Source organism: Dolichospermum compactum NIES-806, from assembly GCF_002368115.1.
In the GTDB taxonomy this organism is placed as follows: Bacteria; Cyanobacteriota; Cyanobacteriia; order Cyanobacteriales; family Nostocaceae; genus Dolichospermum; species Dolichospermum compactum.
Genome location: NZ_AP018316.1, coordinates 2,391,246 through 2,415,625 on the forward strand (window position 1 = coordinate 2,391,246; position 24,380 = coordinate 2,415,625).

Annotated in this window: 17 protein-coding genes, 1 rRNA gene and 1 pseudogene; 8 read left to right on the forward strand and 11 right to left on the reverse strand. The window is 39.0% G+C overall.

The features are described from left to right. Positions 1–103: 103 nt before the first annotated feature. Positions 104–409: a hypothetical protein gene (locus CA730_RS24320; protein WP_157749957.1), complete on the reverse strand. Its 306-nt coding sequence runs from the start codon at positions 407–409 to the stop codon at positions 104–106. A 446-nt stretch (positions 410–855) separates the two neighbouring features. Here CA730_RS24320 and CA730_RS11440 point away from each other — a divergent pair, with 446 nt between their 5' ends. The 3 genes from CA730_RS11440 (at position 856) to CA730_RS11450 (ending at position 3,221) form a co-directional block, all read left to right on the forward strand. After that, entirely contained in the window at positions 856–1,095 is a 240-nt protein-coding gene (locus tag CA730_RS11440; protein WP_096667364.1) for a type II toxin-antitoxin system HicB family antitoxin, read from the forward strand. Beyond that, a complete protein-coding gene (locus tag CA730_RS11445; protein WP_231940087.1) occupies positions 1,092–1,277 on the forward strand; it encodes a type II toxin-antitoxin system HicA family toxin in 186 nt (61 codons plus the stop codon). The genes CA730_RS11440 and CA730_RS11445 overlap by 4 nt, the downstream gene beginning before the upstream one ends. An 849-nt stretch (positions 1,278–2,126) precedes the next feature. Beyond that, the gene (locus CA730_RS11450; protein WP_157749958.1) at positions 2,127–3,221 is read left to right on the forward strand and encodes a hypothetical protein; all 1,095 of its coding nucleotides are present in this window, start codon (positions 2,127–2,129) and stop codon (positions 3,219–3,221) included. A gap of 80 nt (positions 3,222–3,301) precedes the next feature. Here CA730_RS11450 and CA730_RS11455 read toward each other — a convergent pair whose 3' ends face one another. Next, entirely contained in the window at positions 3,302–3,862 is a 561-nt protein-coding gene (locus tag CA730_RS11455; protein WP_096667367.1) for a sporulation/spore germination protein, read from the reverse strand. A 369-nt stretch (positions 3,863–4,231) separates the two neighbouring features. Between CA730_RS11455 and CA730_RS11460 the strand changes: the two genes are divergently transcribed. Then, a complete protein-coding gene (locus CA730_RS11460) occupies positions 4,232–4,807 on the forward strand; it encodes a Uma2 family endonuclease (protein WP_096667369.1) in 576 nt (191 codons plus the stop codon). A gap of 94 nt (positions 4,808–4,901) precedes the next feature. On the opposite strand, the gene CA730_RS24330 is transcribed toward CA730_RS11460, so the two are convergent. From CA730_RS24330 to shc, 6 genes are all read right to left on the reverse strand, one after another. Next, complete coding sequence (locus CA730_RS24330; RefSeq protein ID WP_157749959.1) at positions 4,902–5,096, reverse strand: hypothetical protein; 195 nt, start codon at positions 5,094–5,096, stop codon at positions 4,902–4,904. Positions 5,097–5,183: 87 nt separating this feature from the next. Beyond that, positions 5,184–5,780: an urease accessory protein UreG gene (gene ureG / locus CA730_RS11465; protein ID WP_096667371.1), complete on the reverse strand. Its 597-nt coding sequence runs from the start codon at positions 5,778–5,780 to the stop codon at positions 5,184–5,186. A 5-nt stretch (positions 5,781–5,785) separates the two neighbouring features. Then, a complete protein-coding gene (locus CA730_RS11470; RefSeq protein WP_096667373.1) occupies positions 5,786–6,472 on the reverse strand; it encodes an urease accessory protein UreF in 687 nt (228 codons plus the stop codon). Beyond that, positions 6,450–6,890 carry an urease accessory protein UreE gene (ureE, locus tag CA730_RS11475; protein ID WP_096667375.1) on the reverse strand — a complete coding sequence of 147 codons (441 nt, stop codon included), beginning with the start codon at positions 6,888–6,890 and terminating at the stop codon, positions 6,450–6,452. The genes CA730_RS11470 and ureE overlap by 23 nt, the downstream gene beginning before the upstream one ends. 266 nt (positions 6,891–7,156) lie before the next feature. After that, complete coding sequence (locus CA730_RS11480) at positions 7,157–7,543, reverse strand: DUF2267 domain-containing protein (RefSeq protein WP_096671460.1); 387 nt, start codon at positions 7,541–7,543, stop codon at positions 7,157–7,159. Between the two features lie 445 nt (positions 7,544–7,988). Beyond that, positions 7,989–9,899 (reverse strand): squalene--hopene cyclase, encoded by a 1,911-nt coding sequence (shc, locus tag CA730_RS11485; protein ID WP_096667377.1) that lies wholly within the window; start codon positions 9,897–9,899, stop codon positions 7,989–7,991. Positions 9,900–10,162: 263 nt separating this feature from the next. On the opposite strand from shc, the gene CA730_RS11490 reads away from it, so the two are divergent. Next, positions 10,163–11,332 carry a glycosyltransferase gene (locus CA730_RS11490; protein WP_096667379.1) on the forward strand — a complete coding sequence of 390 codons (1,170 nt, stop codon included), beginning with the start codon at positions 10,163–10,165 and terminating at the stop codon, positions 11,330–11,332. A 1,103-nt stretch (positions 11,333–12,435) separates the two neighbouring features. Next, the gene (locus CA730_RS24335) at positions 12,436–15,513 is read left to right on the forward strand and encodes a DUF4114 domain-containing protein (RefSeq protein WP_157749960.1); all 3,078 of its coding nucleotides are present in this window, start codon (positions 12,436–12,438) and stop codon (positions 15,511–15,513) included. 69 nt (positions 15,514–15,582) lie between these two features. Here the strand turns inward: CA730_RS24335 and CA730_RS11520 are convergent, their stop codons facing one another. Beyond that, entirely contained in the window at positions 15,583–16,257 is a 675-nt protein-coding gene (locus CA730_RS11520) for a 5'-methylthioadenosine/S-adenosylhomocysteine nucleosidase family protein (RefSeq protein WP_096667383.1), read from the reverse strand. 100 nt (positions 16,258–16,357) lie between these two features. On the opposite strand from CA730_RS11520, the gene CA730_RS11525 reads away from it, so the two are divergent. Continuing rightward, positions 16,358–19,141 (forward strand): efflux RND transporter permease subunit, encoded by a 2,784-nt coding sequence (locus CA730_RS11525; RefSeq protein WP_096667385.1) that lies wholly within the window; start codon positions 16,358–16,360, stop codon positions 19,139–19,141. 739 nt (positions 19,142–19,880) lie between these two features. Here the strand turns inward: CA730_RS11525 and CA730_RS11530 are convergent. After that, positions 19,881–23,036, reverse strand: coding sequence for a hypothetical protein (locus tag CA730_RS11530; RefSeq protein ID WP_096667387.1), 3,156 nt, complete (start codon positions 23,034–23,036; stop codon positions 19,881–19,883). Between the two features lie 457 nt (positions 23,037–23,493). On the opposite strand from CA730_RS11530, the pseudogene CA730_RS24880 reads away from it, so the two are divergent. Continuing rightward, positions 23,494–23,766 (forward strand): annotated as a pseudogene (locus CA730_RS24880) (Gfo/Idh/MocA family protein); the annotation flags it as partial. A 406-nt stretch (positions 23,767–24,172) separates the two neighbouring features. On the opposite strand, the gene rrf reads toward CA730_RS24880, so the two are convergent. Continuing rightward, positions 24,173–24,290, reverse strand: a 5S ribosomal RNA gene (gene rrf / locus CA730_RS11545). Positions 24,291–24,380: the final 90 nt, after the last annotated feature.

Here is a 24,380-nt window from a genome sequence, read left to right on the forward strand (position 1 = left end):
ATTTGCTCCTCCCCTCAATCAAACTATTGGCTGAGAAAGTTGGCTTTTAGCAATATTCCTCTGCAAAGTTCAAAAAAGTTGGAAACCTAAGTTGTCACTCTTGTTAATGTGCAGAACCGTTACCATGATAGTTATCGGAATCATAAAAGCCATTTTTCGTACCAAAGAATAAGCACGAAACCGTAAATATAACAGTTAACCCCACTAAAATTAGCTTGATATCCATTGATTTTATCCTCTTAACTTCCGACTTTTTGATTTTAATATCGTGTTTTTGCATTTGGGCAAAATCACTAGAAATCTTTACCATACTTGGATTATAAGTAAATATAGCACTTTTATGGTATGGGCAGGGGCAACTTGTCAGAATCAAGTGGTTATAGAGCGATAGCCTGCGTGGTGTAGCCATAGTCGAGATAATGTCCAGGATGAGAGGATAGACGGGATGAAAATAGGAATTTTATCACCAATTACCTATAAGCAATTACTAGGTCGCGCTTCACTATTGCGCTATTGAGCTATTGAGCATTTAAGTTTTTCAGAATTTTCTGTCTTAACAATTCCTTAATTTCTGTATGTCCGGGTACAGATTCAATGACCGAAAAATTTTAGATTTTGGATTTTAGATTTTGGATTGGGAATTTTCGGTACAAGCCCCGCCCCTTCAGGGCGGAATTAATCAAAAATACTCGCTGCGTACGCAACGCTTTCGCCAATCTAAAATCCTCAAGCTCCACACTTGTTTGTTGGAGTCAATCCAAAATCCAAAATCGTAAATCCAAAATCTCTTGACCTTTAGCGAATTTATCAAAACAGTTTCTAATGAAATAGATTTCGGTGAGAAACTTACGGTATATGAATAACAACAGCAAAAAAGTTTACAATTACACCGTCATTCTCGAAAGGGAAGAAGACGGAGGTTATCACGCTTTTTGTCCTCTTCTTAAGGGTTGTCATTCCCAAGGAGATACTTTTGAAGAAGCGATCGCCAATATAACAGAAGCTGTAGAATTATATCTTGAAAGTCTAATGGCTGATCATCAACCTATCCCTAAAGAAGATTATATTGTTAAGCCATTAAGTGTTTTAGTATGAGTATTTTTCCGAGCGTCAAAGCTAAAGACTTTATTAAAATTGTTGAAAAATTAGGTTTTTATTTTGATCGTCAAAAGGGGAGTCACGCTATTTACAAGCATAATGATGGGCGTAGAGTTGTGATTCCTATTCATTCAGGAAAAGATATCAAACAAGGTACTTTATCAAGATGTTGGTATTGATAAAGAAACATTCTTCAATTTGTTAGGAAAATAAGATATATCTTCTTAGATTTTATTTCACAGCAAATCTCGATAAGCGATCATTCTTAATATTAATTAACTTCCTCGTCCTCGTCAAAAATTATAGGATATCCACTCTCAGCCACTTTCAAAAATCTCTCCCATCTGGTACGATGTTGGCGAAAAATATCTTGTGACTTAAATCTGTCCAGAGATTTAAATTCTCTTCTAATGAAAAACATTGTGAAAAAATCTTTAAATATCTGGTTAGGAAATTCGTATCTCCAGTATTTATTGAAACATATTTTTGCACAAAAACTAAATTTAAGGGAAATTTCGGCTTAAAAAGATAATTATTAAATTTTATATACGCATACAGGACGCATTTATAGAGATAAATGAGCAAGACAAACGCACCTCATCTTTAGAATCCTTACTGAACAAAGGTTATACCCATTATCTAATTATAGATACAAAAAACGAACGTTTCAGATACAAAAAGCGAACTTTATTTTCAGGATCTTGGAGGATCTTGTGTCAACATCAAAATAATCGGTAAAAACTCAGTCCCTAATTACATTAAAAAGAAGGCTTATTATGGCATCAAGCAATCGACAGTCTAGCTCTAGTCAAGCGCAGACAGCATCTCAGAATATTGCAAGTGCCTGTGTTACAGGTGCGCTATCAGGTCTGATTATTTCTCCGGTTACTCCCCTTGCAGGTTGCTTGACTGGAGCAGTTGTCCAAGCTGGAATTGAACTGGTAAGGTCATCGACAGCAAAGTAACATTTTGTTTACAGGTGGCAAAAATGACCGTTCCCCCCTAGCCCCCCAAGGGGGGATTAGTAAGTGATTACAATCTTAGAAGCTTGTCCAGCAACCTTTATGCCATTTCCAATTTTAATTATTTTTACGCAAATAGCTGTGCCATTGGTGACTGGAGCTTGTATCGGCAAGGCTGTTGGTCACACAGGATTTGCACTATCCAATTTAAGTAAAGCACAGTCCATTGGAAAGAGTGCCGAACACAAGTACCAGGATCTTTGTTTACGACTAAAATGGGAGGTGAAGCAGCTTGGATTACTTGCTCAACAATATGGTGAAACTCAACTACAAGCATTGAATACTATCAATGCTATTTACAAATTATTGGATTTCAAGCCTAAAATCCTTGATTCCTTCAGTGTCTCATTTAATAAGGATGTTGACACATATGAGATGCGCCCAGTAGAATCTGGTAAAATTATATACGGTGGAGCAGGGGCAGTAACAAAAGCGGCAATTAACCTCTCAGCCTCTAGCATGGTTCAAGAAATCACGAGGATTGGATTTCAAAACACCTTAAACTCATTTGCGTTATATGGCACAAAAGCAGCTACTATCAAGCTTTTCACTGCATCTACTTCAGGTCTTGCTGTGGGTAGTGCTTTCGGGGTTATACTACCGCCAGCGCTCGCAATAATGGCTACTAAGTTTTCTGCTGATACTGAAACAATCCTTACTAAAGCGTTAGAATACCAAGCCAATATTGATCTTGAAATAGCACGTATTAATTGCTTTCGTGATAAGTTATCCCTTGTTGAAGCCCGACTACTAGAGTTAAATGATGGTGTATGTTCGATGACAGAATTGCTCAAAGCAAATTCAGCTGAGTTTAATGCTTTACCTGAGCATCGCAGAAATAGAGCTATTCGCACTCTGAACGGCAATGGCAATATGCTAGTCAGAGTTTTCTACTGTATCCTGTTTGCGATTAAAAATTTCGCTTATAGCTATTTTAACTTTGGCTCTCCCAAACAAGATTTTCAGGATATTAAGCAATTACGAATGCTTTTCAATTCAGCTGGCTGTTTAGCTGTTGTTTTGTCTAAAGCAACAGTATTAAATCAGAATGGAGAGCTATGCTCTGATGCGGTAACACTGTTTGAGCAGTATAACCGCTAAATTGCTTCATTTTATTGAGCCGATACGATTAGACTGTAGTTACCAAGAATTGTATTGTTAAGTTAATAAATTCACGTTCCTCACAGCATAATCTCCTCTCCACGTTCAGTAAAGCGGACATCTTTAATTTTCCAAGAATTACTAATTAATGTTTTGCGGACACTGCTAAACAACGCAAACTGTTCACAACTAGAAAGAGAAGATACTTTTCTTTTTGACTCTGGTGAGATGCGGAGATCAACAATTGCAACACCATTTTTCACATTAACACGATAACCGGACACGCTAAAATCTGCTGTACTTTGTTCTTTGAATATTTTACCTATGGCTTCATTTATGGGTTCTACTGCGGAAACATCAGCTTTTTGGGGAATTAGCTCTTGACATTGAGCATCACTTGTGTATACCGTGATGTTGGTAGTTTTCCCGGAGATAGCTTTAGTATTGGCATTATTGGTATATGGTTCAACTACGGGGGTTGGAGACTTTTGTATTTTTCTTTGGGGACTGGGGTTAATGTTACTGGTTGGTGTTGTTTCTGGAGTTGGGTTATCAGCGGTATTATTAGTATCACAACTGCTAATAAAAGTAGAAAATGCTACTAAGAGTAAGGATAAAATATATCGTTTGTAATTATACATATATAAGACTCCTATTTGATTTTTGAACAAACCTCGGTACACCTTCATATTCTCGAATCCCCTTGCCTCTTGCCTTTTGCCTCTTGCCTTCCTACGGAGGAAAATTCAGGAATCAAACCGGATTCCTATAGCAATCCTAATTATGCGTCAATTCTTCTCCATAATTCTAACTTTGATTTTGGGTATTTTTGGGGAAATAGCATTGAGCTATCTGATAGCACCTTCTATAGCACAAATGGGTAATACATCTGACTCCACATTACTAAGATGATGTTTGAAAAGTCAAAGACGAATTTTATTTCCCAGGCTTTCTGAAAGCTTGAGAAAGAGTTAATATGAGATATAGCTTATAGTAATTCTGTAATTTTTATGACTGTAGTTACTGCTAAACGCTTCACTGTTGCTGAATATCACCGTCTAGCGGAAATCGGCTTCTTTAGAGAAGATGAGCGAGTTGAGTTAATCAAGGGTGAAATAATTCAAATGGCTGCAAAAGGTACACCGCACTGTGTTTGTGAAACACTTTTATTTAGGGAATTAGTCAAGCTTTTGCTAGACCGCGCTATGGTACGAGGACAACAACCTATTATTATCCCTGACCACAGTGAACCAGAACCAGATTTAGCCATTGTTCATAATGTCAATGATAATTATCTTTCAAGTCATCCCAAACCATCTGATATATTACTTTTAATTGAAATTTCTAATTCTACTTTGAAATATGATCGAGAAATAAAATTACCTCTTTATGCAGAAGCAGGTATTTCTGATTATTGGATATTTAATTTAAGCAAATACTGTTTAGAGTGTTACAGTGAACCTTATCAAGATTCCCAAGGTAATTTCGATTATCGTCGTAAATTAATTTTATTACCTAATGAGTCTGTCAAATTGCCATCTTTTACTGATTTAGTTTTGGATTTATCTAAAGTATTTCCTGGGTAAATAAGGAAAGCCTTCATATAGAATAGGAATGGCAATGGCAACCAACTGAAAAAGCAAAAAGCAAAGCAGTTTGCAGACTTTACTAGTGGAGTTCTCAAATGGAGTCCAGAGGTAATTCACTTAATTCTACAGCAAATACCTCAACAGTTGAGATTAGCTGTTTAAAGGATACATTTGAGGCTTGATTTTTCTTGAGTTCGTAGGGTGAGTTATGGGTTAGGTGCATTTCTAGAAAGTTATTATTGATAATCGAGGAAGCACCGTAACTCACCATTAATAAACTGTTCATAAAATATCTTTACACTGTTGCATGATTGACGAGAAATAATATGAAATCCTGAAAATCCTTTAATCCTATAAATCCTGATTCAAACAATTAACAAATAGCCGAATTCACAAACTGAATCACATCTCCTAAACCAGTTTGAGTTTTCAGGTTTGTAAAAATAAAAGGCTTATCACCACGCATTTTTTTTGCGTCTCTTTCCATCACATTCAAATCAGCACCAACATAGGGAGCAAGATCAGTTTTATTAATAACTAATAAATCAGATTTAGTAATACCTGGACCACCTTTACGGGGGATTTTATCACCAGCAGCGACATCAATGACATAAATTGTTAAATCTACTAATTCAGGACTAAAAGTAGCCGCTAGATTATCTCCACCACTTTCTAAAAAGACTAAATCTAAATTGGTAAATTTTTCTTCTAATTGTTCAATTGCGGCTAAATTCATGGAAGCATCTTCGCGGATAGCAGTATGGGGACAACCTCCTGTTTCTACTCCCAAAATGCGATCGCTTGACAAAGCCTGAGAACGGACTAAAAACTGAGCATCCTCTTGAGTATAGATATCATTTGTCACCACTGCTAACTGATATTTTTCCCGTAAACCCTTACACAAAGCATCTACCAAAGCCGTTTTCCCCGAACCTACAGGACCTGCAACCCCTACTCTTAAAGCCGTCATAATTTTTAACTCCTAAACAATCTAGTATATTGGGTTTCGTGCTGCATACTCGCTAAAGACAAACCCCAATTACAACATCCTAAATCATCATCTGCCATTGTCAAAATCTCCCCCACGGTAGTAGTTAATAAAGGTTGTAAACCCAGTAATAACTCCTGTCCCGCAGTTTGTCCCAGGGGGATAATTTTGATACCAGCCGTAATTAAATTATTCGCCCAACTGTGTAAATAGGCTAATAAAGCAGCTTGAATATTTATATCCCAATGAGCGCAAGCTATAGCAAAAGCGATCGCATAATTGCCAGGATAACCCACAGCATTCACCACAGGTAAAATATCCGGTTCTAGCTTCCCTAATAATTGCATCAGAGAACGTCCCATTTGCCAACTACCAGCCCGTAATTCCTCCGTATCCCTCGCCGCTGATAGCCATAAATTCCACCGCTTTAAAGCCGACCTATCACCTGATTGGATAGCATGAAAACCCCTCACTATTATCGCCCCATCTAGGCGAATTGAGCCATAAATCAACTCAGATTTTAGCCAATCTTGGAGATTTTCAACATTAGTAATAGTCCCATTTGCCACCAACATTTCCAACCCTTCCGAATAGCCATAAGCACCAACAGGTAAAGCTGGACTTGCTAATTGTAAAATCGCCAAAAAATGGCTATGCGTGAGAGTGATTTCCATAAGCCCCTAATTCTGGTTGAAAAGGTACAACTTCCTCTTGAATTTCTAATCCCAATTGTGTCAACATAGCAGCTAAAATCGTATCTGGAGATAAGCGTAAATAAGTAGGAGTAATTTCCACAGGTACATGACGATTTCCTAAATGATATGCAGCCCTTAATAATAAAGGAATTTCTGCTAAAATAGTTAAAACAGGTTCAGGTTTAGCAATAATTCTCATATAAATACTTTCAGTTTCATCAGTCAGAATATCACCATCTTTTAACACCGTACCTCTAGCTAAACGTAAACAAACATCCTCACCATCTGCTAATGTAAATTTATGGCGGCTACGAGTCCGTTCTTCCGCAGTCAGCGAAAGAGTGAGAGTAACTATAGCATCATCATGAGGTGGTTGACGTTGAGTAAAAGTCAGCATAATTCCCGAAATTAACTTTAATAGAGGTTACGTAAGTGTCACACTAAAAATCTGTTGGAGGGTGCGTCAGACTGCATAAATCCTGCAAATAAACAAATTGTTGATATCTGACGCACCCTCCAATGCGCCAGTTGCTTAAGTTTTGTTTAATTTTGACGATTTCTTACCTATAATAATTCATTTTCAATATTTAGTAAACAAAAATATACCCGACTTCGTAGAGAAATCGAGTATTTTCAAATATTCCCCTTGCAAATATCTTTTAACTAAGCAAGTGAGATAGTAAATAATTCTTCATAATCATGAGAGAAATAGTTATAAAATTTGCGGAAATTTTCTGGAGAAACAGCAAGTTGGACAACAGCAAAAACAGCCCGCACGTGAATAGCAGCTATCGTGGGTTCTACCTGTTCTTTGTCACTGATACATTCAATAAATTCTTGTAAATTCAAAGATTGAATCGGTTCTGTTTCACCTCCATACAAATATTCTCTCAATTCCTGGGGTATTTGTGCTGCTAATTCTTCTCTTTCACCACTAGGAATAATTTTTTTAATAGTTTCCAAAGTAGCACGAGTAGCAACTTCTGCTTCTTCACGAAATTCCGATTGAGCTAAACTTTGAACATGGGTTATAAACTCGGTATATTCCATTTTTTTATCTCCAGTATTCAAATCAATAACAAAATAATTATGCGTGAGTATTCTAAAACCTGAGTATCCTAATTTAGAAAACAGTAAATTTACTTTAGAGGTTGTTTGATAGCGAAGCGTGGCGTTAGCCATAAAGTATTAGATGAAACCGATAATCTTCAGAAACCTAACCCCCTTCCCTTTCCCCCTTCCCTACGTTAGCGCAGCGTGCCGAAGGCTGGGAATGGGGGTTTCAAAGCCTCTACCCGCATCGGGGAGAGGTTTGGAGAGGGGTTTTATTTATACATTAAAACTTTTCAAACATCCTCTTAGTCTAGACTTTAAGCACTAACTTAACTTCATGCTAAAGAAATAGATAGAGATATATCTAAAGTGAGATTTCATTTCATATCCCCGACTTCTTTGAGAAGTCGGGGATCTATTTCTATTTTTCTAATGTTTTCTATTAGTAACGTATCGCTTGATATCTTCCCAAAGCCATTAAAGGAAAATACTGTTGATAGAGGTGATACTTCAAATAAAAATGGCAAGGAAAACCCGTCCCAGTAAAGTAAATCTCATTCCAAGTACCATCATATTTTTGTGTTTCTAACAGGTAATTAATCCCCTTTTCAATACTATCAAAAGCTAATTTACCCGTTGCTTCACCAGCGGCTATTAACCCAATTAAAGCCCATGCTGTTTGGGATGCTGTACTATCACCTTTTCCCTTTAAATTAGGATCATTGTAACTAAAACAAGTTTCTCCCCAACCACCATCAGAATTTTGGACTTTCACTAACCAATTGACACCTTGATTGATATTTACAGCATATTTTACAGGATTAATTAAAGCCAAAGCTGATAAAACGCCGCTAGTTCCATAAATGTAATTTACACCCCAACGTCCAAACCAACAACCTTCAGTTTCTTGTTCTTTTAAAAGATAATCTAAAGACCTTTCTAAATTATCTGTTTGAATGGATAAATTACAAGCCCCCAACATTTCTAATACTCTAGCTGTGACATCAGCGGTATTAGGATCAATCATCGCTTTCAAATCACCATAAGGCACAGCATTGAGCCATTCTTGATCATTATCAATATCAAAAGCTGCCCAACCACCAGGTTTGCATTGCATCGTCGCAATCCAATTTAAAGCCCTATTAATAGCTTGTTTTTTCAGTTCTTCATTTGGTAATTTAGCCTGATATAAAGCCATGACAACCACAGCAGAATCATCTACATCTGGATAAAAACGATTTTCAAATTCAAACGCCCAAGCACCGGGTTTTCCCTGCTTGTTTTTGACATTCCAATCACCATAATCGAGAATTTGTTTCTCTATTAACCATTCTCCAGCTTTGACAATAGCCGGATCATTTGGCGCAAAACCTGAATCTATTAAAGCCCGAATTGCCCAAGCTGTATCCCATACAGGAGAAACACAAGGTTGGACACAGTAACTATTTTCTGTTTCAATGGCAAAATTATCAACTGCTTTTAAACCCCGTTCGATAATTGGATCATTCGCATCATAATTTAAACACTTTAAAGCTAACAGAGAATTTAACATAGCGGGAATAATTCCTCCCCAATCACCTGCAACTTCTTGACGTTCTAAAATCCATTTTTCTGCGGCTGCAATCCCCTCATTTCTAAAAGGAACAAAATTTAGACTTTCTGCTAATTTAAAGCCATCATCGAGAATGTTAAAAATATCTGACCAATCACCATTTTTGGGTAATTGCCAAACTACATTTTCTACACCTTCAGTATATAATTCATCTAAATTAATTGGCTGAACAATTTTAAAGACAGGTTTACGATCAAAGACAATTAATAATGGGACTGTGCTAGAACGCGCCCAACTAGAAAGTTCATAAATATTGAAGAAAAAATTATCGGGTAGCAACATTACCCAAGGTGGCAAAGAAGGTAGTCCGCGCCAATTATAACAGCCAATTAAAGCTAGATGTAACTTTGTAAAAATGCGAGTTTTGCTAATACCACCTTTAGCTAAAATTAAGGATTTCGCTTTCAGTAATGCAGGATCTGTAGCGGCTACACCTAACAACCTCAACGCCATATAGGCTTCTACAGTTGTACTTAAATCTCCACCATCACCATAAAATAATTCCCAACCTCCATGTTCTCGCTGTTGAGAACGGAGATAATTTTCAACTTTATGTAAAGGTCTGATTTTGTCAGTTCCCCAAATCTTATGCAGTAAAACAGCTTCCGCAGTGATGGTAACATTAGACTCTAACTCAGCCCACCAATAACCATCGGGATTTTGAATAGAAAGCAGATGTTTTTGACTACCTGCGATCGCATCAATAACTTGCTTGACTTTTGTTCTATCTTGTGTTTTCATCAAATACCTACCTTACTCAGCACCAAAATAATATTTAAATATAGCAGGAGTCAGGAGTCAGGAGTCAGAAAGAGTCAGGAGTTAAAAGTCTCTTACCATAAGGCTTTTACTGTAGATTATGTATTTCATTCAAGTGCATACCGCCATAACATAACCGAATTACGAGAAAATTCTTCCCCAAAATCAGCAAACATTGTATTCTGTCCAAGTCAGTGAGAATTAAATGTGTTTTTTAAGTTTTAAATTCGAGTCCAGCGACAGTTATGGCAACAATTATCTTGAGTTTGACCCTTCTATCCTTAGTCATTTGGTTATTTTTAATCTTATTTTGGGGGCAATTTTGGCGAATTAATCACCAATTAGAAGCAACGCCAGACAAAGATATTGATAATAACACCTTACCGACAGTGTGCGTAATCATTCCCGCCCGCAATGAAGCCGATGTCATTCCCATTAGCTTGCGATCGCTCCTCCTCCAAGACTATCCTGGTAAATTCACCATCGTCCTCGTAGACGATCAAAGTAGCGACGGTACAGCCAACTTTGCCCAAGGAGTAGCCTACGCCCTCGACAAAACCCAGCAACTACAAATTATATCCAGCCCCCCATTACCACCGGGTTGGACAGGCAAATTATGGGCAATGGAACAAGGTATACAAACAGCCAGCCAATTCAAACCCGACTATTTTTTACTGACCGACGCAGATATAGAACATCATCCCAGCAACCTCCGCCGCCTAGTAGCCAAAGCCGAAGCACAGAAATTAGACCTCGTATCCATCATGGTACGATTACGCTGTCAAAGCTTTTGGGAACAACTATTAATACCCGCATTCGTCTTCTTCTTCCAAAAACTCTATCCATTTTCCTGGGTAAATAACCCCAAAAAAGCGATCGCCGCCGCCGCCGGAGGTTGTATTCTCATTCAGAAAGAAGCCCTCAATCGAATTGGTGGATTACCAGTTATTCGTCAAGCCCTAATTGATGACTGTTCCCTAGCCAAAGCCGTCAAATCAACCAACGGAAAAATCTGGTTAGGACTCAGCACCTTAACCTATAGCTTACGCCCCTACGATTCCCTCAAAACAATCTGGGATATGGTCGCCAGAAGTGCTTACACACAACTAAATTATTCCCCCCTTCTCCTCATAGGTAGCCTCTTTGGAATGACCTTAGTTTATATAGTCCCACCAATAGGAATTATTTTCGGACTGGTATTCAGGAATTGGACAATTACCCTCACCTCTGTCATTGGATACCTGCTAATGACCTTTGCTTACTTCCCCATTACTCGCTTTTACAAATGTCCCCCCGCCTTTGCCTTTAGCTTGCCTACTATTGCATTTATGTATACTTGTATGACACTAGATTCAGCATTACAACATTGGCAAGGTCGTGGAGGTGCATGGAAAGGTAGAGTATATGCAAAATAAGTAGTCTGACAAAATTAAATTCACTTGTTCAGAGAGGGAACAGGGAACAGGGAACAGGGGACAGAAAATTTCCTTCTTCCTGACTCCTGAACTCCTGAACTCCTGAACTCCGAACTCCGAACTCCGAACTCCGAACTCCGAACTCCGAACCCCTGACTCCTGACTCCTGACTCCTTCTTCCAGAGTTTACCCCGTTGACAACCAGTAGCAGACATTTTTTCCCAAAATTCCCATTTTTACCCATTAAACACCAGCCCCAGCATTAACCACACATTAGGATTACTGGTAAAGACAGTAGATTGAAAGTAGTCAGAATATTTAAAACAAGTCCGGATTGGACATTCACAACTAGGGATTAAGTTATAGGAATCTGGACTTGAGAACAGGGAAGAGAAATTTTTCCCATTGATATCAAGTATCATAACCGCAGACTAAAACAGATTGTCATGTTTACAGCCAATGATAAAAGCCCAACTCAGGAATTTGCGTGTTATTGACCTCAACTTCACAGAAACTTCACAACTAATAACACAATATCTAGGCTATACTGTTTTCGGGCAATCAAAGTAAAGTTTCTCGTTAGTGAAAAACTAAGAGTCCTTAAATCAAATCAGGCATAAACTTCAGCATCTTCCCCCGTCTGGGTGTAGTCGGCAAAAACCCCAAGTCTTAAATAGACCTGGATTTGATTATATGAGGTGAAAAATTGGGTACACAAATATGGATATAAAGAGAGTTTGATCTGGCATAGAAACTAACCGGATCTGACCATCCAAAAAAATTATCTACATCAACTCTGGCTACTCAACTACAAGCCAGGGAAGTCTCATCATCCCAGGGTATTAACTACTATTCCCTATTTCCATCAAAAGTTACTCTAACGACTCAAGCTTAGGGGCAACCACGCATATTTACCCCAGGGGTATGAAATTCTGTCCATACTATCACCAACACTCTAGCCACTCAACTACAGCCTAGAGCTATTTCTCAACGCAGATTTATAGCAAATACTTGTGTAACTAGCGTGGAACTACCTATTACACCAGCTTTGCTGTAACCGAAATTTGTCAATCATTGAAAAAAACTAATAACACTACATCATTATGGACACCACAACAGATTCTATCCCCACTTCATATGTAATCCCAGATTCCACTGATGGCAGTCCTGATGGCAGCGTTCCATCAACAGAACAAGATTCTAATCTTATTACTGAAGATAGCAGCAATTCATCAACAGAACAAGATTCTAATCTTATTGCCACCACAACTGAAGATAGCAGCAATCCATCAACAGAACAAGATTCTAATCTTATTGCCACCACAACTGAAGATAGCAGCAATCCATCGATCATAACAAGTGAAAATACCCCAGTTGAGGAGATCCCATTTGAAGCAGCCCTACCAGATCCTAATTCCGGCAGCGAAGATGAAGAGTTATTTTTGATCGGTATAGATCCTGTAACTGGCGAGACTATTGTTATCGATCCTGTAAGTGGTGAGATTATACCCACTTCCACTCCCATATCCAACAACAACGGCTTTACTATCAAGGGTTTGAGTAGCGATGAGTTCGGCTACTCAGTTAGTGCTGTTGATATTAACGGTGATGGAATTGAAGATATCGTCATTGGCTCACCTTCGAGCGATCCTAATAACAAAAGCAACGCCGGAAAAACCTATGTAGTCTTTGGTGAAAGAGATTCACTTAATCGAACCATAGATGTCTCTAGCCTCGATAACACTAAAGGCTTTGTGATCAATGGGCCTAACGCGGGTGATAACTTCGGCTATTCTGTTAGGAATATTGGGGATATTAATGGTGATAATGTTGATGACCTAGGCATTGGCGCACCTGGTGCAGATGAGAATAGTCACGGTTCTGCTTATGTCTTATTTGGCAGTGAAGACCCCAACTATTTTAGCAATCCCATCGAACTCTCCAACCTTGGCAGTAAGGGCTTTAATATTCAAGGCAGTGATTTTAGTAGTAATGCCGGTTGGGCTGTTAGTGCCGCTGGCGATATCAATGGTGATGGCATCAAAGACCTATTAATTGGCGCAACTAATCCTGGTGATAATGGATCAGGGACTATAGGTGAAAGCTATATCATCTTTGGGAAAGAGAATTTTGACTCAACCCTAAACCTCGACGACCCAAACTTTGGGCTTGATGACGGTTTGATTATCTACAGCTATAACCCGGATAACCCAAGTGATGACAACAATAGCTTAGGTTATTCTGTCAGTGACGCTGGGGATATCAACGGTGATGGAATTGATGACCTCATCATTGGTGCGCCCTATGCAAATCCCAATGGTAACAATTCTGGCAGCAGTTATGTCATTTATGGGCGTAGCAATGACAATCCCTTTACTGATGATATTATTAACATTTATAACCTCAGTAGCAGCGATGGCTTTGTCATCAACGGACAAGATGGTGATCAATCAGGACTCTCTGTTAGCAAAGCTGGGGATATCAACGGTGACGGCATCCGAGACTTGATTATTGGTGGGAAAGGCAAAGGCTATGTGGTCTTTGGCAAAGAAGATTTTGGTTCTAGCATCAATCTTTCTGACCTTGATGGTAGCAATGGCTTTACCATCAATGGTATTTCAACCCTTGATAACTCCGATTGGTATGTCAGTGATGCTGAGGATATTAACGATGATGACATTGATGACATCATCATTGGGGCAAAAAATGCTAATAATAATATTGGACAAGCCTACGTCATTTATGGCACAGAGGAAGACTTTGCTCCTACCTTTGAACTCTCAAGTCTCGAAAGTCCCGACAGTCAAAATGGCTTTATAATTGACGGTGCTTCTATAGGTGATAAGTTAGGTAACTCGATCAGTAATGGAGATATTAATGGTGACGGTGTTAACGATTTAATTATTGGCGCACCTGGATCAGGGACAGTCTATGTGCGGCTTGGCACTGACACGGGAACTGACACGGGAACTGACACGGGAACTGACACGGGAACTGACACGGGAACTGACACGGGAACTGACACTGGCACTGACACTGGCACTGACACGGGAACTGACACGGGAACTGACACTGGCACTGACACGGGAACTGACACGGGAACTGACACGGGAACTGACACGGGAACTGACACTGGCACTGTTAACGTTAACGATTCCCTCTCACTAATTAGTGATAATGTCTTTAATATCAAAGACAACGACGGCAAAGTGACACTAGAAGTAAAATTGACAGGATTCAATTTTAATGGTTTCTATGAAATAGGAGTATTTACTGTTGATGATGCGTCTGGTAAAATAGATGGAATTGTTCCAGGTGAACCTGGTTATGCAGAAAAAGCATTAGCAAAAGGTCAGATAATTTTCTCTACTATTACTAATCTTCCTGCTGGATTTGATCTCACTAGCCTCGGTAGGTTATTAGAGTTTAACTCCAATGACAATTTGAGATTCTATTTAGTAAAAGATGGTTCAACCGATTCTGTACTGAATAAGAACACACCCATTGGCAATGTTCTCTTTGCTAACCCTTCTACTGTAAAAATTACAGACTTGGGGTCTAATGGTTTCTCTCTAAATTGGGAAGATGGTTCTGGTAATCCAACTGGGTTCGATGATTTGCAAGTCCAGATTCAAGCAAATGATAAATCTATACCTTTGGGTACAGCTTTGCAAAGTAAACCACAAGGGGAATCCCTCGATTTACGGGGTATTACTGGTGCAGTAACCGCTAATTTTACGGTTAACAGAGAAGCAAGTTACAACAATTTCATTGGTTTTTATCGCGTAGTTGATGAAAACGGCGGTATTGATACCAATGGTGATGGTACGGCTGATATCCTTCCAGGACAAAGTGGTTATGTTCAAGCAGCTATTAATGGTCGTGTTTCTGACATTAATTTAGCTGTGAACAACGGTGGAACCGCCAATTTCAATAATACTCTTCAAGGTGGCTTTATCTATGTACCATTTCTTGTGGCGAATGGTACACCTGATGCCCTAGTTGATAGTAATCCTAATAATAATCCAGATATTTACTTTACTTTCTTGGGTGCGAACTCAGATGGTGTAGATCATGTGCGGATGTTAGGTGATAATACCTTTGGTTTTGAAGATTTACGCGGTGGTGGTGACAAAGATTTTAATGATGTAATTATTAAAGTCAATTTGGCTGTAGCGTAAACGATATTCATCAGCATCAGATCCCCGATTTCTTAGAGAAGTCGGGGATATTGTTGTTCATTTTAGGGTTTAAGGGGTAAATAATAATTGTGTGACTGCTGTTAAAGTTTTGAGTCCTTTTAATGAACCTGTAATTAATCGAGTCGCTGCTAGGGGTTGACGGATGAATTCCCAAGCTAAGGGTAAAGGTTGTAATGAACCGTCTGCACCAATGGCTGATGTGATATTGGGGATGTCATGGTGAACATCATCGCTAACTACTCGCAGGATGGCTACTTGTACCTGTGGAGAAACTGCGTCAGATGATTGATGAAAAAATTCTAGAAAAGGGTATCCTTCCATATCTACAACGTCAGTGCCGGATTGTTCTTGTAACTGGTGTTTTTCTGTGGCTTTACTTAGGATGCGATCGCTCGTTAACCCTTTGACTAAAGATACATGATCTCCAAGTTTATTATGTATATCTACGGTAAAGGAATTATCACCCTCTTGCAGATTTCCTTGATAAAGACAATTTTGATATAAAACAATATCTCCAACTTGATATTTTTGGCTCAAGCTACCGCATAAACCCATCATCAGCATCCGATTTGCTTGATTATGGGTGAATTGTTGTAAATATTTCCGCACTGGTTCAATTCCCATTGGTATCGCTAATACCTTGGCTGGGGAACTGGGGACGCGACTTAATCCGCGACAGACGGCTTGATATTCTGCTCCCTGGGGGACTAAGATCGTAACCATTGTTATCCTAGAAGTTCTATACTAACCTGTCAGTTGTCAGTGATCAAAAGACCGACAACTAATGACTAATGACCAATGACTAAGATAATAATTTTATCAGATGGTACAGACCAATAACTCACAATCTAAACGCGAAAGCTTCAATATTTCCAAATTGGCGATTAAGTTTTCTAGGTTGACGGTGTGTTTTTGGATAGGTATAGCGGTAGCTGGTTGGCTTGCATTCAGTTCCCTCAAATATGCCTTATTTCCAGACATCACCTTTCCGGTAGTGGTGGTAAATGCCCAAGCACCTTTAACCTCTGCCCTAGATACGGAAGAAAAACTAACTAAACCACTGGAGGAAAGTCTCAAATCACTGGAAGGACTTGAGGATATTCGTTCATCAACTTATCCTGGTCAAACCGCTGTAATTTCCTCTTTTGTGGTGGGGACAAATTTAGAGACTGCGACTAACAAAATTTCTCAAATTGTCAATCAATTAAATCTACCCAAGAATGCCACTAAGAAAATCATCCCTTTGAATCTGAACGAATCAGCGGCTGTTAGCTATGCCATTGAAAGTGCTACTGGGAAGATTGATAATTTACAGCAACTAGCAAAAGAGAAAATTGTCCCAGCGATCGCTAAATTACCAGGAGTCCTCAAAGTCTCTCTTTTAGGAGATGGCAACAGCAGGAGTCAGGAGCGTAGGGGCGGAGTTTCCCCGCATAGCACTCAGCAGGAAGAAGAAAGAAGGAGGAATGTTTTATTACCCTCAGCGGGCACTTTAGTAAGATTCAATGGTAAACAGGCTTTAGCCTTTCAAGTAATTAAAAAAGGTAATGCCAACACCCTAGAAGTAGTCAGTCGGGTAGAAAAAGAAGTACAACAGCTAAGGTTGAGCTTAAAAGATGTCACCCTCACCTTAGCTGCTACCCAAGCTGAATATATTCACAACGCCACCCATTCCACCATAGATGCACTGATCGAAGCGATAATTTTATCAATTGTCGTCATCTTTCCCTTTTTATGGAATTGGCAAGCTACCCTAATTTCTGCCTTAGCAATTCCCATATCTTTGTTAGGGACATTTATCGTCATGGCGATATATGGCTTTAACCTAGAAACCATCACCCTGTTAGCCTTAGCTTTAGTTATTGGCTCGATAGTAGATGATGCGATCGTTGATGTCGAAAACATCATGCGGCATATAGAAAAAGGAAAAACCCCCCGCGAAGCTGCTTTTATAGCCACTAATGAAATTGGTTTAACTGTCACTGCAGCCACTTTTACAGCGGTAGCGGTATTCTTGCCTATTGGTTTAATGGGCGGAGTCATTGGTCAATTTTTCAAACCCTTTGGGATTACAGTTTCCGCTGCTATGCTGACATCTTTATTAGTAGCCCGAACCTTATCACCCGTCTTAGCTATTTACTGGCTCAAAGCCAAACCATCTAATTCTCCTCCAAAGCAAAGTAAAATTTGGTTAGAATTTGATCAAGCTTACCGTAACTTGTTAGCCTGGTCATTGCAGCACCGCTTGATAGTTGTCGGCTTGGCAGTTGGTAGTTTAATAGCTGGTTTAGCCCTGATTCCCCTAATTCCCAAAGGGTTTATTCCCAAACTTGATCGAGGAGAATTTAATATTGTCTATACTGCTCCCTTACCTAATTTTCCTCGGAATCTTGGACAAGCGGGGCCAGCAGGACTACAAAAACCAGGAGGACAACCAGGACAAGCGGGACAAAAAGATAAATTAGCAAATTCGTCTTTGTCTGCTGCGGCTTTAGCTGCTTCATCATCTTCTATTCCTATTCCTAATCCTTTAAACTATTCTTTGGATGTTGCTAAGAAACTGGAAGAAGTAGTGAGGAAGTCCCCCGCAGTGGCAACGGTGTTTACTACTGTCGGTTCTCGTGAAGGTGAGCCAAATAAAGGAACGCTATACGTTAAGCTCAAAGCAGAGCGAGAATTGAAAACTGCGGAAGTACAAGAGCAACTCCGCGCTGCTTTGCCAAAATTAGCGGGTGTAATCACAAGTGTAGAAGATATTCAATTTGTAGACACCGGTGGACAAAAACCTTTGCAAATAGCTTTACAAGGTAATAATCTCAGAGCTTTGACGACAGCAGCTAAAGCAGTAAAAGCCCGAATTGAGAAAATATCAGGGTTTGTGGATGTGACTATTACAGGTGCATCTGTGCAACAAGATACTATTTTCCACATTGAACGTTTAAATAATCAGCGCGTAGCTTATATCGGCGCTAACCTGGGTCAAAATTTAACTTTGGGTGATGCAACTGATCAGGTAGTAGCGGAAGCCAAAGCGGTAATTCCTGCGGGTGTTTCTTTAAACTTGGGAGGAGATTCTGCCCGTCAAAATGAGGTTTTTGGCAGTTTCGGCACAACTTTGGGATTATCAGCACTTTGTATTATTGTGGTGTTGATTTGGTTGTTTAAAAGTTGGGTAGATCCCATAGTTATTGGTCTTTCTTTACCTTTAGCAATTGTGGGAGCTTTGTTGGCGCTGCTATTTACAAAAAGTGATTTTGGGATGATATCTCTAATTGGTTTTGTATTTTTGCTGGGGATTACTAACAAAAATGCCATCTTAATCGTAGATTACATTAACCAATTAAGGGATTCTGGACTAGAAAGAACTGAGGCAATTCTCCAAGCTGGACCTGTCCGTTTGCGTCCCATTATGATGACAACTGCGGCGACAATTTTGGGAATGGTTCCTATTGCTTTGGGTTTAGGTGCGGGTTCAGAATTGCGATCGCCTATGGCTGTATCTATAGCCGGTGGTTTGGTCAGTTCGACTATTCTCAGCTTGTTTGTTGTCCCCGTATTTTACGCCATTTTAGATGATTGGTTTCCTAGAAAGAAGATAACAAAATAGCAACTTGTAGGGTGCGTCAAAAGTTAATTTAACAATTAGATGATGAATTAACAAATTTGACGCACCGTTTCAGTAAAAAACGATAGGTTTGGATTAGTAAACAATATCAAAATATTGCGTTAGAGCCAATAATAATTAACGTGAATTCGATAGCGTAGCGTGACGACGTAGGAGTCATTGAACCTCACCCCAACCCCTCTCCGACGCGGAGAGGGGCATATTAGTTTGTTTTTAGCAGCATAAAATCAGAGTTTTAAGCCTCTCCAGTATTAAATGTTATTCCTTTTCCCTCTCCTCTTAGGCTACGGTGTACACACAAGTGGTATCTGCAAGGGTTTCAGGCGTTATAGACCCCTGAAATTGTCATTACGAGCGCAAGTAATCACATAATCCCGTGGTTTTTGTGATCGCTTCGTTATTCCTCCTCTGTGGGAGACGCTATGGGAAGGCAATGAAAGACTTACAGAGCGATTCCTAGGTCGCGCTATCTCTTCAAGACGCGAACGCTATCGCACAGCGTAAAATTAGATAACGAAACCAAGTCATAGGGGGAATTTTAAGACTTGTGTGTACACCGTAGCTCCTCTTAGGAGAGGGTTAGGGAGAGGTCAAATTATTTTCGTCGAACTCACGTTAATTAATATTTATTTTTTATTATTATAGGATCAATCATTCTGTGGAGTTATCTGAGGGGAAAAGCCTCTCCATGAAGAGGCTTGAGGTATAAATTCCAGAAATTTTAAACAAACATATTTGGAGTAATTACAGCTAAAACTCCACCTATTGTTGATGCAACTAAAGAGACGACAGCGGCGTTAAATAGCCACCAGGCAGCGTCCGCAAGGGCTTTTTTACTATCAATTGCTTGTTGCTTGGCTTGCTCTCTAATGACTTGCAGTCTTCTTTGGGTTTCTTGCTGAATGCGTTCTGCTTGGTGTAATACCCGATCTCGCGCTGATTCTACGCGATTGATAATCTGATTGGCTTGTGCTGGGGAGATGTCGGGACGAGAACTGAGGAGAGCAACTAGAGTATCACGGTCGAATTGAGAAAGACGATCTCGTAATGCTTCAAATCCGGCTTGGGGGTCGTCAAATATTTTGGCAAAATCATGTTGAATACCTTCATAATTGAGTTCGGGACGGTTTAAGGAGTTGAGATAGTCGCGCACTTTACCAAAAATATTCTCAACGAGCGATCGCAGTTTTTGCTGAATTTGCTCGAATTGTTGAACTATGGAGTCACGCACAGATTCAATTTGGTCAACAATTTTGTTGGCTTCGGCTTCGGAAATATCCTCCCGTTGGGAAAGTAAAGCGACTAATGTAGAACGGTCGAACTTGGAAATGCGATCGCTTAAAGTCCCCAAACCTGCGCGGGGTGAAGATAATAACAATTGCAAATCGCGTTTGATCCCTTCTGGATTCAATTCTTCTTTGTTGGTATTACGCAGGTAATTTTCTAGATTTGCTTCAAAATCTGCCACTTGTTTGGTCGTGCGTTGCGCTAACCGTTGCGGTGCTTTAATAATATTAGCGATCGCTTCTTGCACAGAATCAATGATTTGATTAACTTGTTTTTCACTCAGATCTTCGCGTCCAGCCAGCAATTTAACTAATGTTTCCCGGTCAAATTGGGAAAGACGATTACGTAATGCTAAAGCCCCTTCTTTGGGGTCATTAAATAACTGTTGTAAATCTCGTTGAATCCCTTCAGGATTGAGTTCTTCCAAGTTAGTATTCCTCAGATATTCAGCTATAGCTGTTGTTGTTTGTTCATATTGTTCTTGCGCTTTTTCGGTCACTTTCTGCGGTACTTGCAGAATGTTATCTTTTACCCTTTCCAAAGCGTATAAAGTTTGGTTAATTTCTTCTTCACTTAAATCTTGACGCTGACTTAATAATTGCATCAACGTATCTTGATCAAATTGCGATAAGCGAGAACGCAAAATATTTATTCCAGCTTGTGGGTCTTCTAACAGCACTTGAAAATCTCGTTTAATCGCATCAGGATTCAGTTCTTGCTTATTAGTATTTCGCAGATAATCTTCTACCCTTTGACGCAACTCATCAGCTTTATTTCTGGCTTGTGCTTTTGATTCTCTAGCCTGATCAATTATATAATCACGGGTGCTTTCCAGTTGACCAATAATATTACTAGCTTCCTCTTCGCTCAGATCGTGACGTTGTTGAAGTAAGGGAAAAAATGTATCCCGATTAAATCTATTCAACCGTTCTTGTAACTCTTCAAAACTAGCTTCTGAGTCTTCCAGCATCACAGAAAAATTACGCTCAATCCCTTCAGGATTTAGTTCTTCTTTATGAGCATTTTGCAAATAGTCTTCTATTTGACTGCGAAGTTGTTGTGTTTTTTCCTGTTGGTCAGCTTGTTGAACAATTGGTAATACTTCTTGACGAATGCTTTCTAATTGTTCCGCAATTTCTCGCCGCTTGTTTTCATCAATATCATCACGTTGATTCAGCAAATTAGTAAAGTAACCTTGATTGATTGCTTCTAAATTACGGCGGACATCACTGGGGTTGGCATGAGAATCATAAATAACTTCTCTAAATTCATCTTGAATTGTTAAGCGATTAAAATGCCAAGGAAAAGAGTTAAGGATATATTCTTCTACATCAGCCTTGATAGTATTCTCAGGTTGGTTGGAGAATTTTTCAGCTAATTTAGTAGCTTGTTCAGTTGTTTTGTTAGCAACCTGTTTGAGTTGCTCAATAATTTTATTGACATCAACATCTTGAACTTTATTACCAATTTTTTTCAATTCAGTGGTGATTTCTTGAACATTCAGATCAGAAATATTAGCTCTCTCCAATACTGCTGTTCCTGCTGCACCCAAACCATATTGAAAAGCTTGTTTTAGAGATCCATTGCTTTGCTTACCATTACCATCAACCGTGATCAATTCTTGCAGTCTTGCACCTAATTTTTCTGATTTTAATTCTTCTGGACTCGCAGACTTGAGTAAATCAATGACTTTTCCCGTTGTATTTTGGCGATTTAGAACTTGCTTCCAAGCAGCTTCTAGTTGGTCAGCAATTTTATTGATATCTCTCTGAGAAAAATCTGTCCGACTGCTGATTAAATCAACAAAAGTCTGACGATTGATATTTTCTAAAAATTTACTATCACCGATATCTCGCAAATCTACATCTTTTAACAATTGGTCAAATTGATTTCTAATCTCTTTGATATCTAGCTGTGGTAACTTTAAAGAACTCAAAGAAGTTTGCAAAGTATTTTTAATACTTTCAGCATCAAAACCGGAAGTTAATTCTCGACGGACTGCGGCACTAATTTCTTCTGCCGTAGAAATCATTTGTTTTTGAGCGATATTTCCACCAATAGCGGAAGTAGCTGTACCCAGCAAACCTTGAATACCAGAACTTACAGTGCTAACAAAAGAACCAATTAAAGAACCGACAGCATTAGAACCTAGCCACATGATTACTGTGAAGTAAGCAGACCAAATAACTACAGCGATAATTGCACCCAAAAAGGCATTTTCAATTAAGCTGAGTTTAACTGCTAAAAAACAAGCCAGGAATAAGGCAATACTGGAAGAGAAAATTGCCCAAGTCCCAATCTTGGCTTCTACTTTGCGAATACTTTCTCCTAATGTTTGTGTATCATCCACATCAGAATATGCACCAGTTCCTAAAGCCGAAATTCCCGCAGCTACGGAAAGATTTGTGAATAATAATTGAAAGGCAAATGCCATGACTAAACCACATAGCAATGCCACTAAAAATTTAGGACTAGAAAAAATTAATGGCGCTGCTACTGGTGTAACAATTTTAGGTGTTGTCTTTATTGGTACTAATCCTAAATGTAAATAGTTCCACGAAAAATTCATTACCAAATTTGAAAAAATCATGATTTTCTCCTTCAATTAAGTAAAAAAATAGCTAAATCGGTTGATAATAAAAACCTCTTGCGGAAATGATTATGCTTATTGCCATTATCAAATAACTATTTACTACTCGGACAAAAAACGAAATCGAGTAATAGATGTTTAGATATTTCTAGGGACAGATGAAATGAGTAAATGATTAATATCTGCTGCGCTTTTTAGGTAAATGAAAATCTACCCATCTGATTGTAGTAATATTAGCTTTATGTTTGCGCTCAATTCTTCTGCCATTCGACATACAACAGGATGAATTGTCGAGACGTTCGATGAAATATCTCCACAGAATTTATTTAGCACTGATGATAAATCTGCGTTAAGGATGATTAAAACTCTCTCATCAGTACGATGGAATACTTGAAAAACTTCATCACTGTAAAAGCATGATTTCGGGAAAACAAGGTTTTCATCAAGGGGGCTAAAAATGACAACCGAAAAGCGCAAAATTCGTTACGCTGTTGTGGGTTTGGGTTGGTTTGCTCAACAAGCTGCTTTACCTGCATTTACTCAAGCTGATAATTCGGAATTAGTGGCGTTGGTTTCCGATGATCCGATTAAGCGTGAAGAAATCAGTAAACGGTATGGCATTGAGCATACTTATGCTTATGAAGATTATTAAGAATGTCTGACCAGCAGGTTGATAGATGCGGTTTATATTGCATTACCCAATCATCTACATTCTGTGTATACTGTGCGCTGTATTAGAAAACTTAAAACAAATTGGAAAAAAATACACAATTTAGCCTATCTATGTTTATTTATACTTCCCTGGCATATTTTAGATAAAATGTTCGGACGCTGGAGTTATGTCACTCCCTTTGCGGTTATTTTATCTATTAGTTTATCTTTGCTTTTTGTGACTAGAAAAATAATTGAAGTCAAGGAGCAGTAACTAGTACAGCACGGCGTAAATAAATCAACCATTCTTAATCGCCAAAAAGCTTGCCCAATATTGCTTTTGACTTTTGACTACGCCTTGCGGTACTAGTTACATCCCTTTTCTTGACACCTTATTCATCTTCAATTAATTTTAATCAGGTACTTAATAAGCAAAACAAAGCCCCCTCTAAACTAATAGAGGAGGCAATGTTGTTAATTATTAAACCTGGCATCGAGCTATTTTCACGTGGGGCTACCCCCAAACTATCGTCGCCGCAGCAGCGTTTCACCTCTGAGTTCGGGAAGGGATCAGTGTGGTTCCACCGCGCCATAGACACCAGGAAAGACTGTAGTTGCTAATTCGTAATTCGTAATTCGTAATTCGTAATTTGGAATTCGTAGTTTGGAATTCGTAATTCGTAATTTGGAATT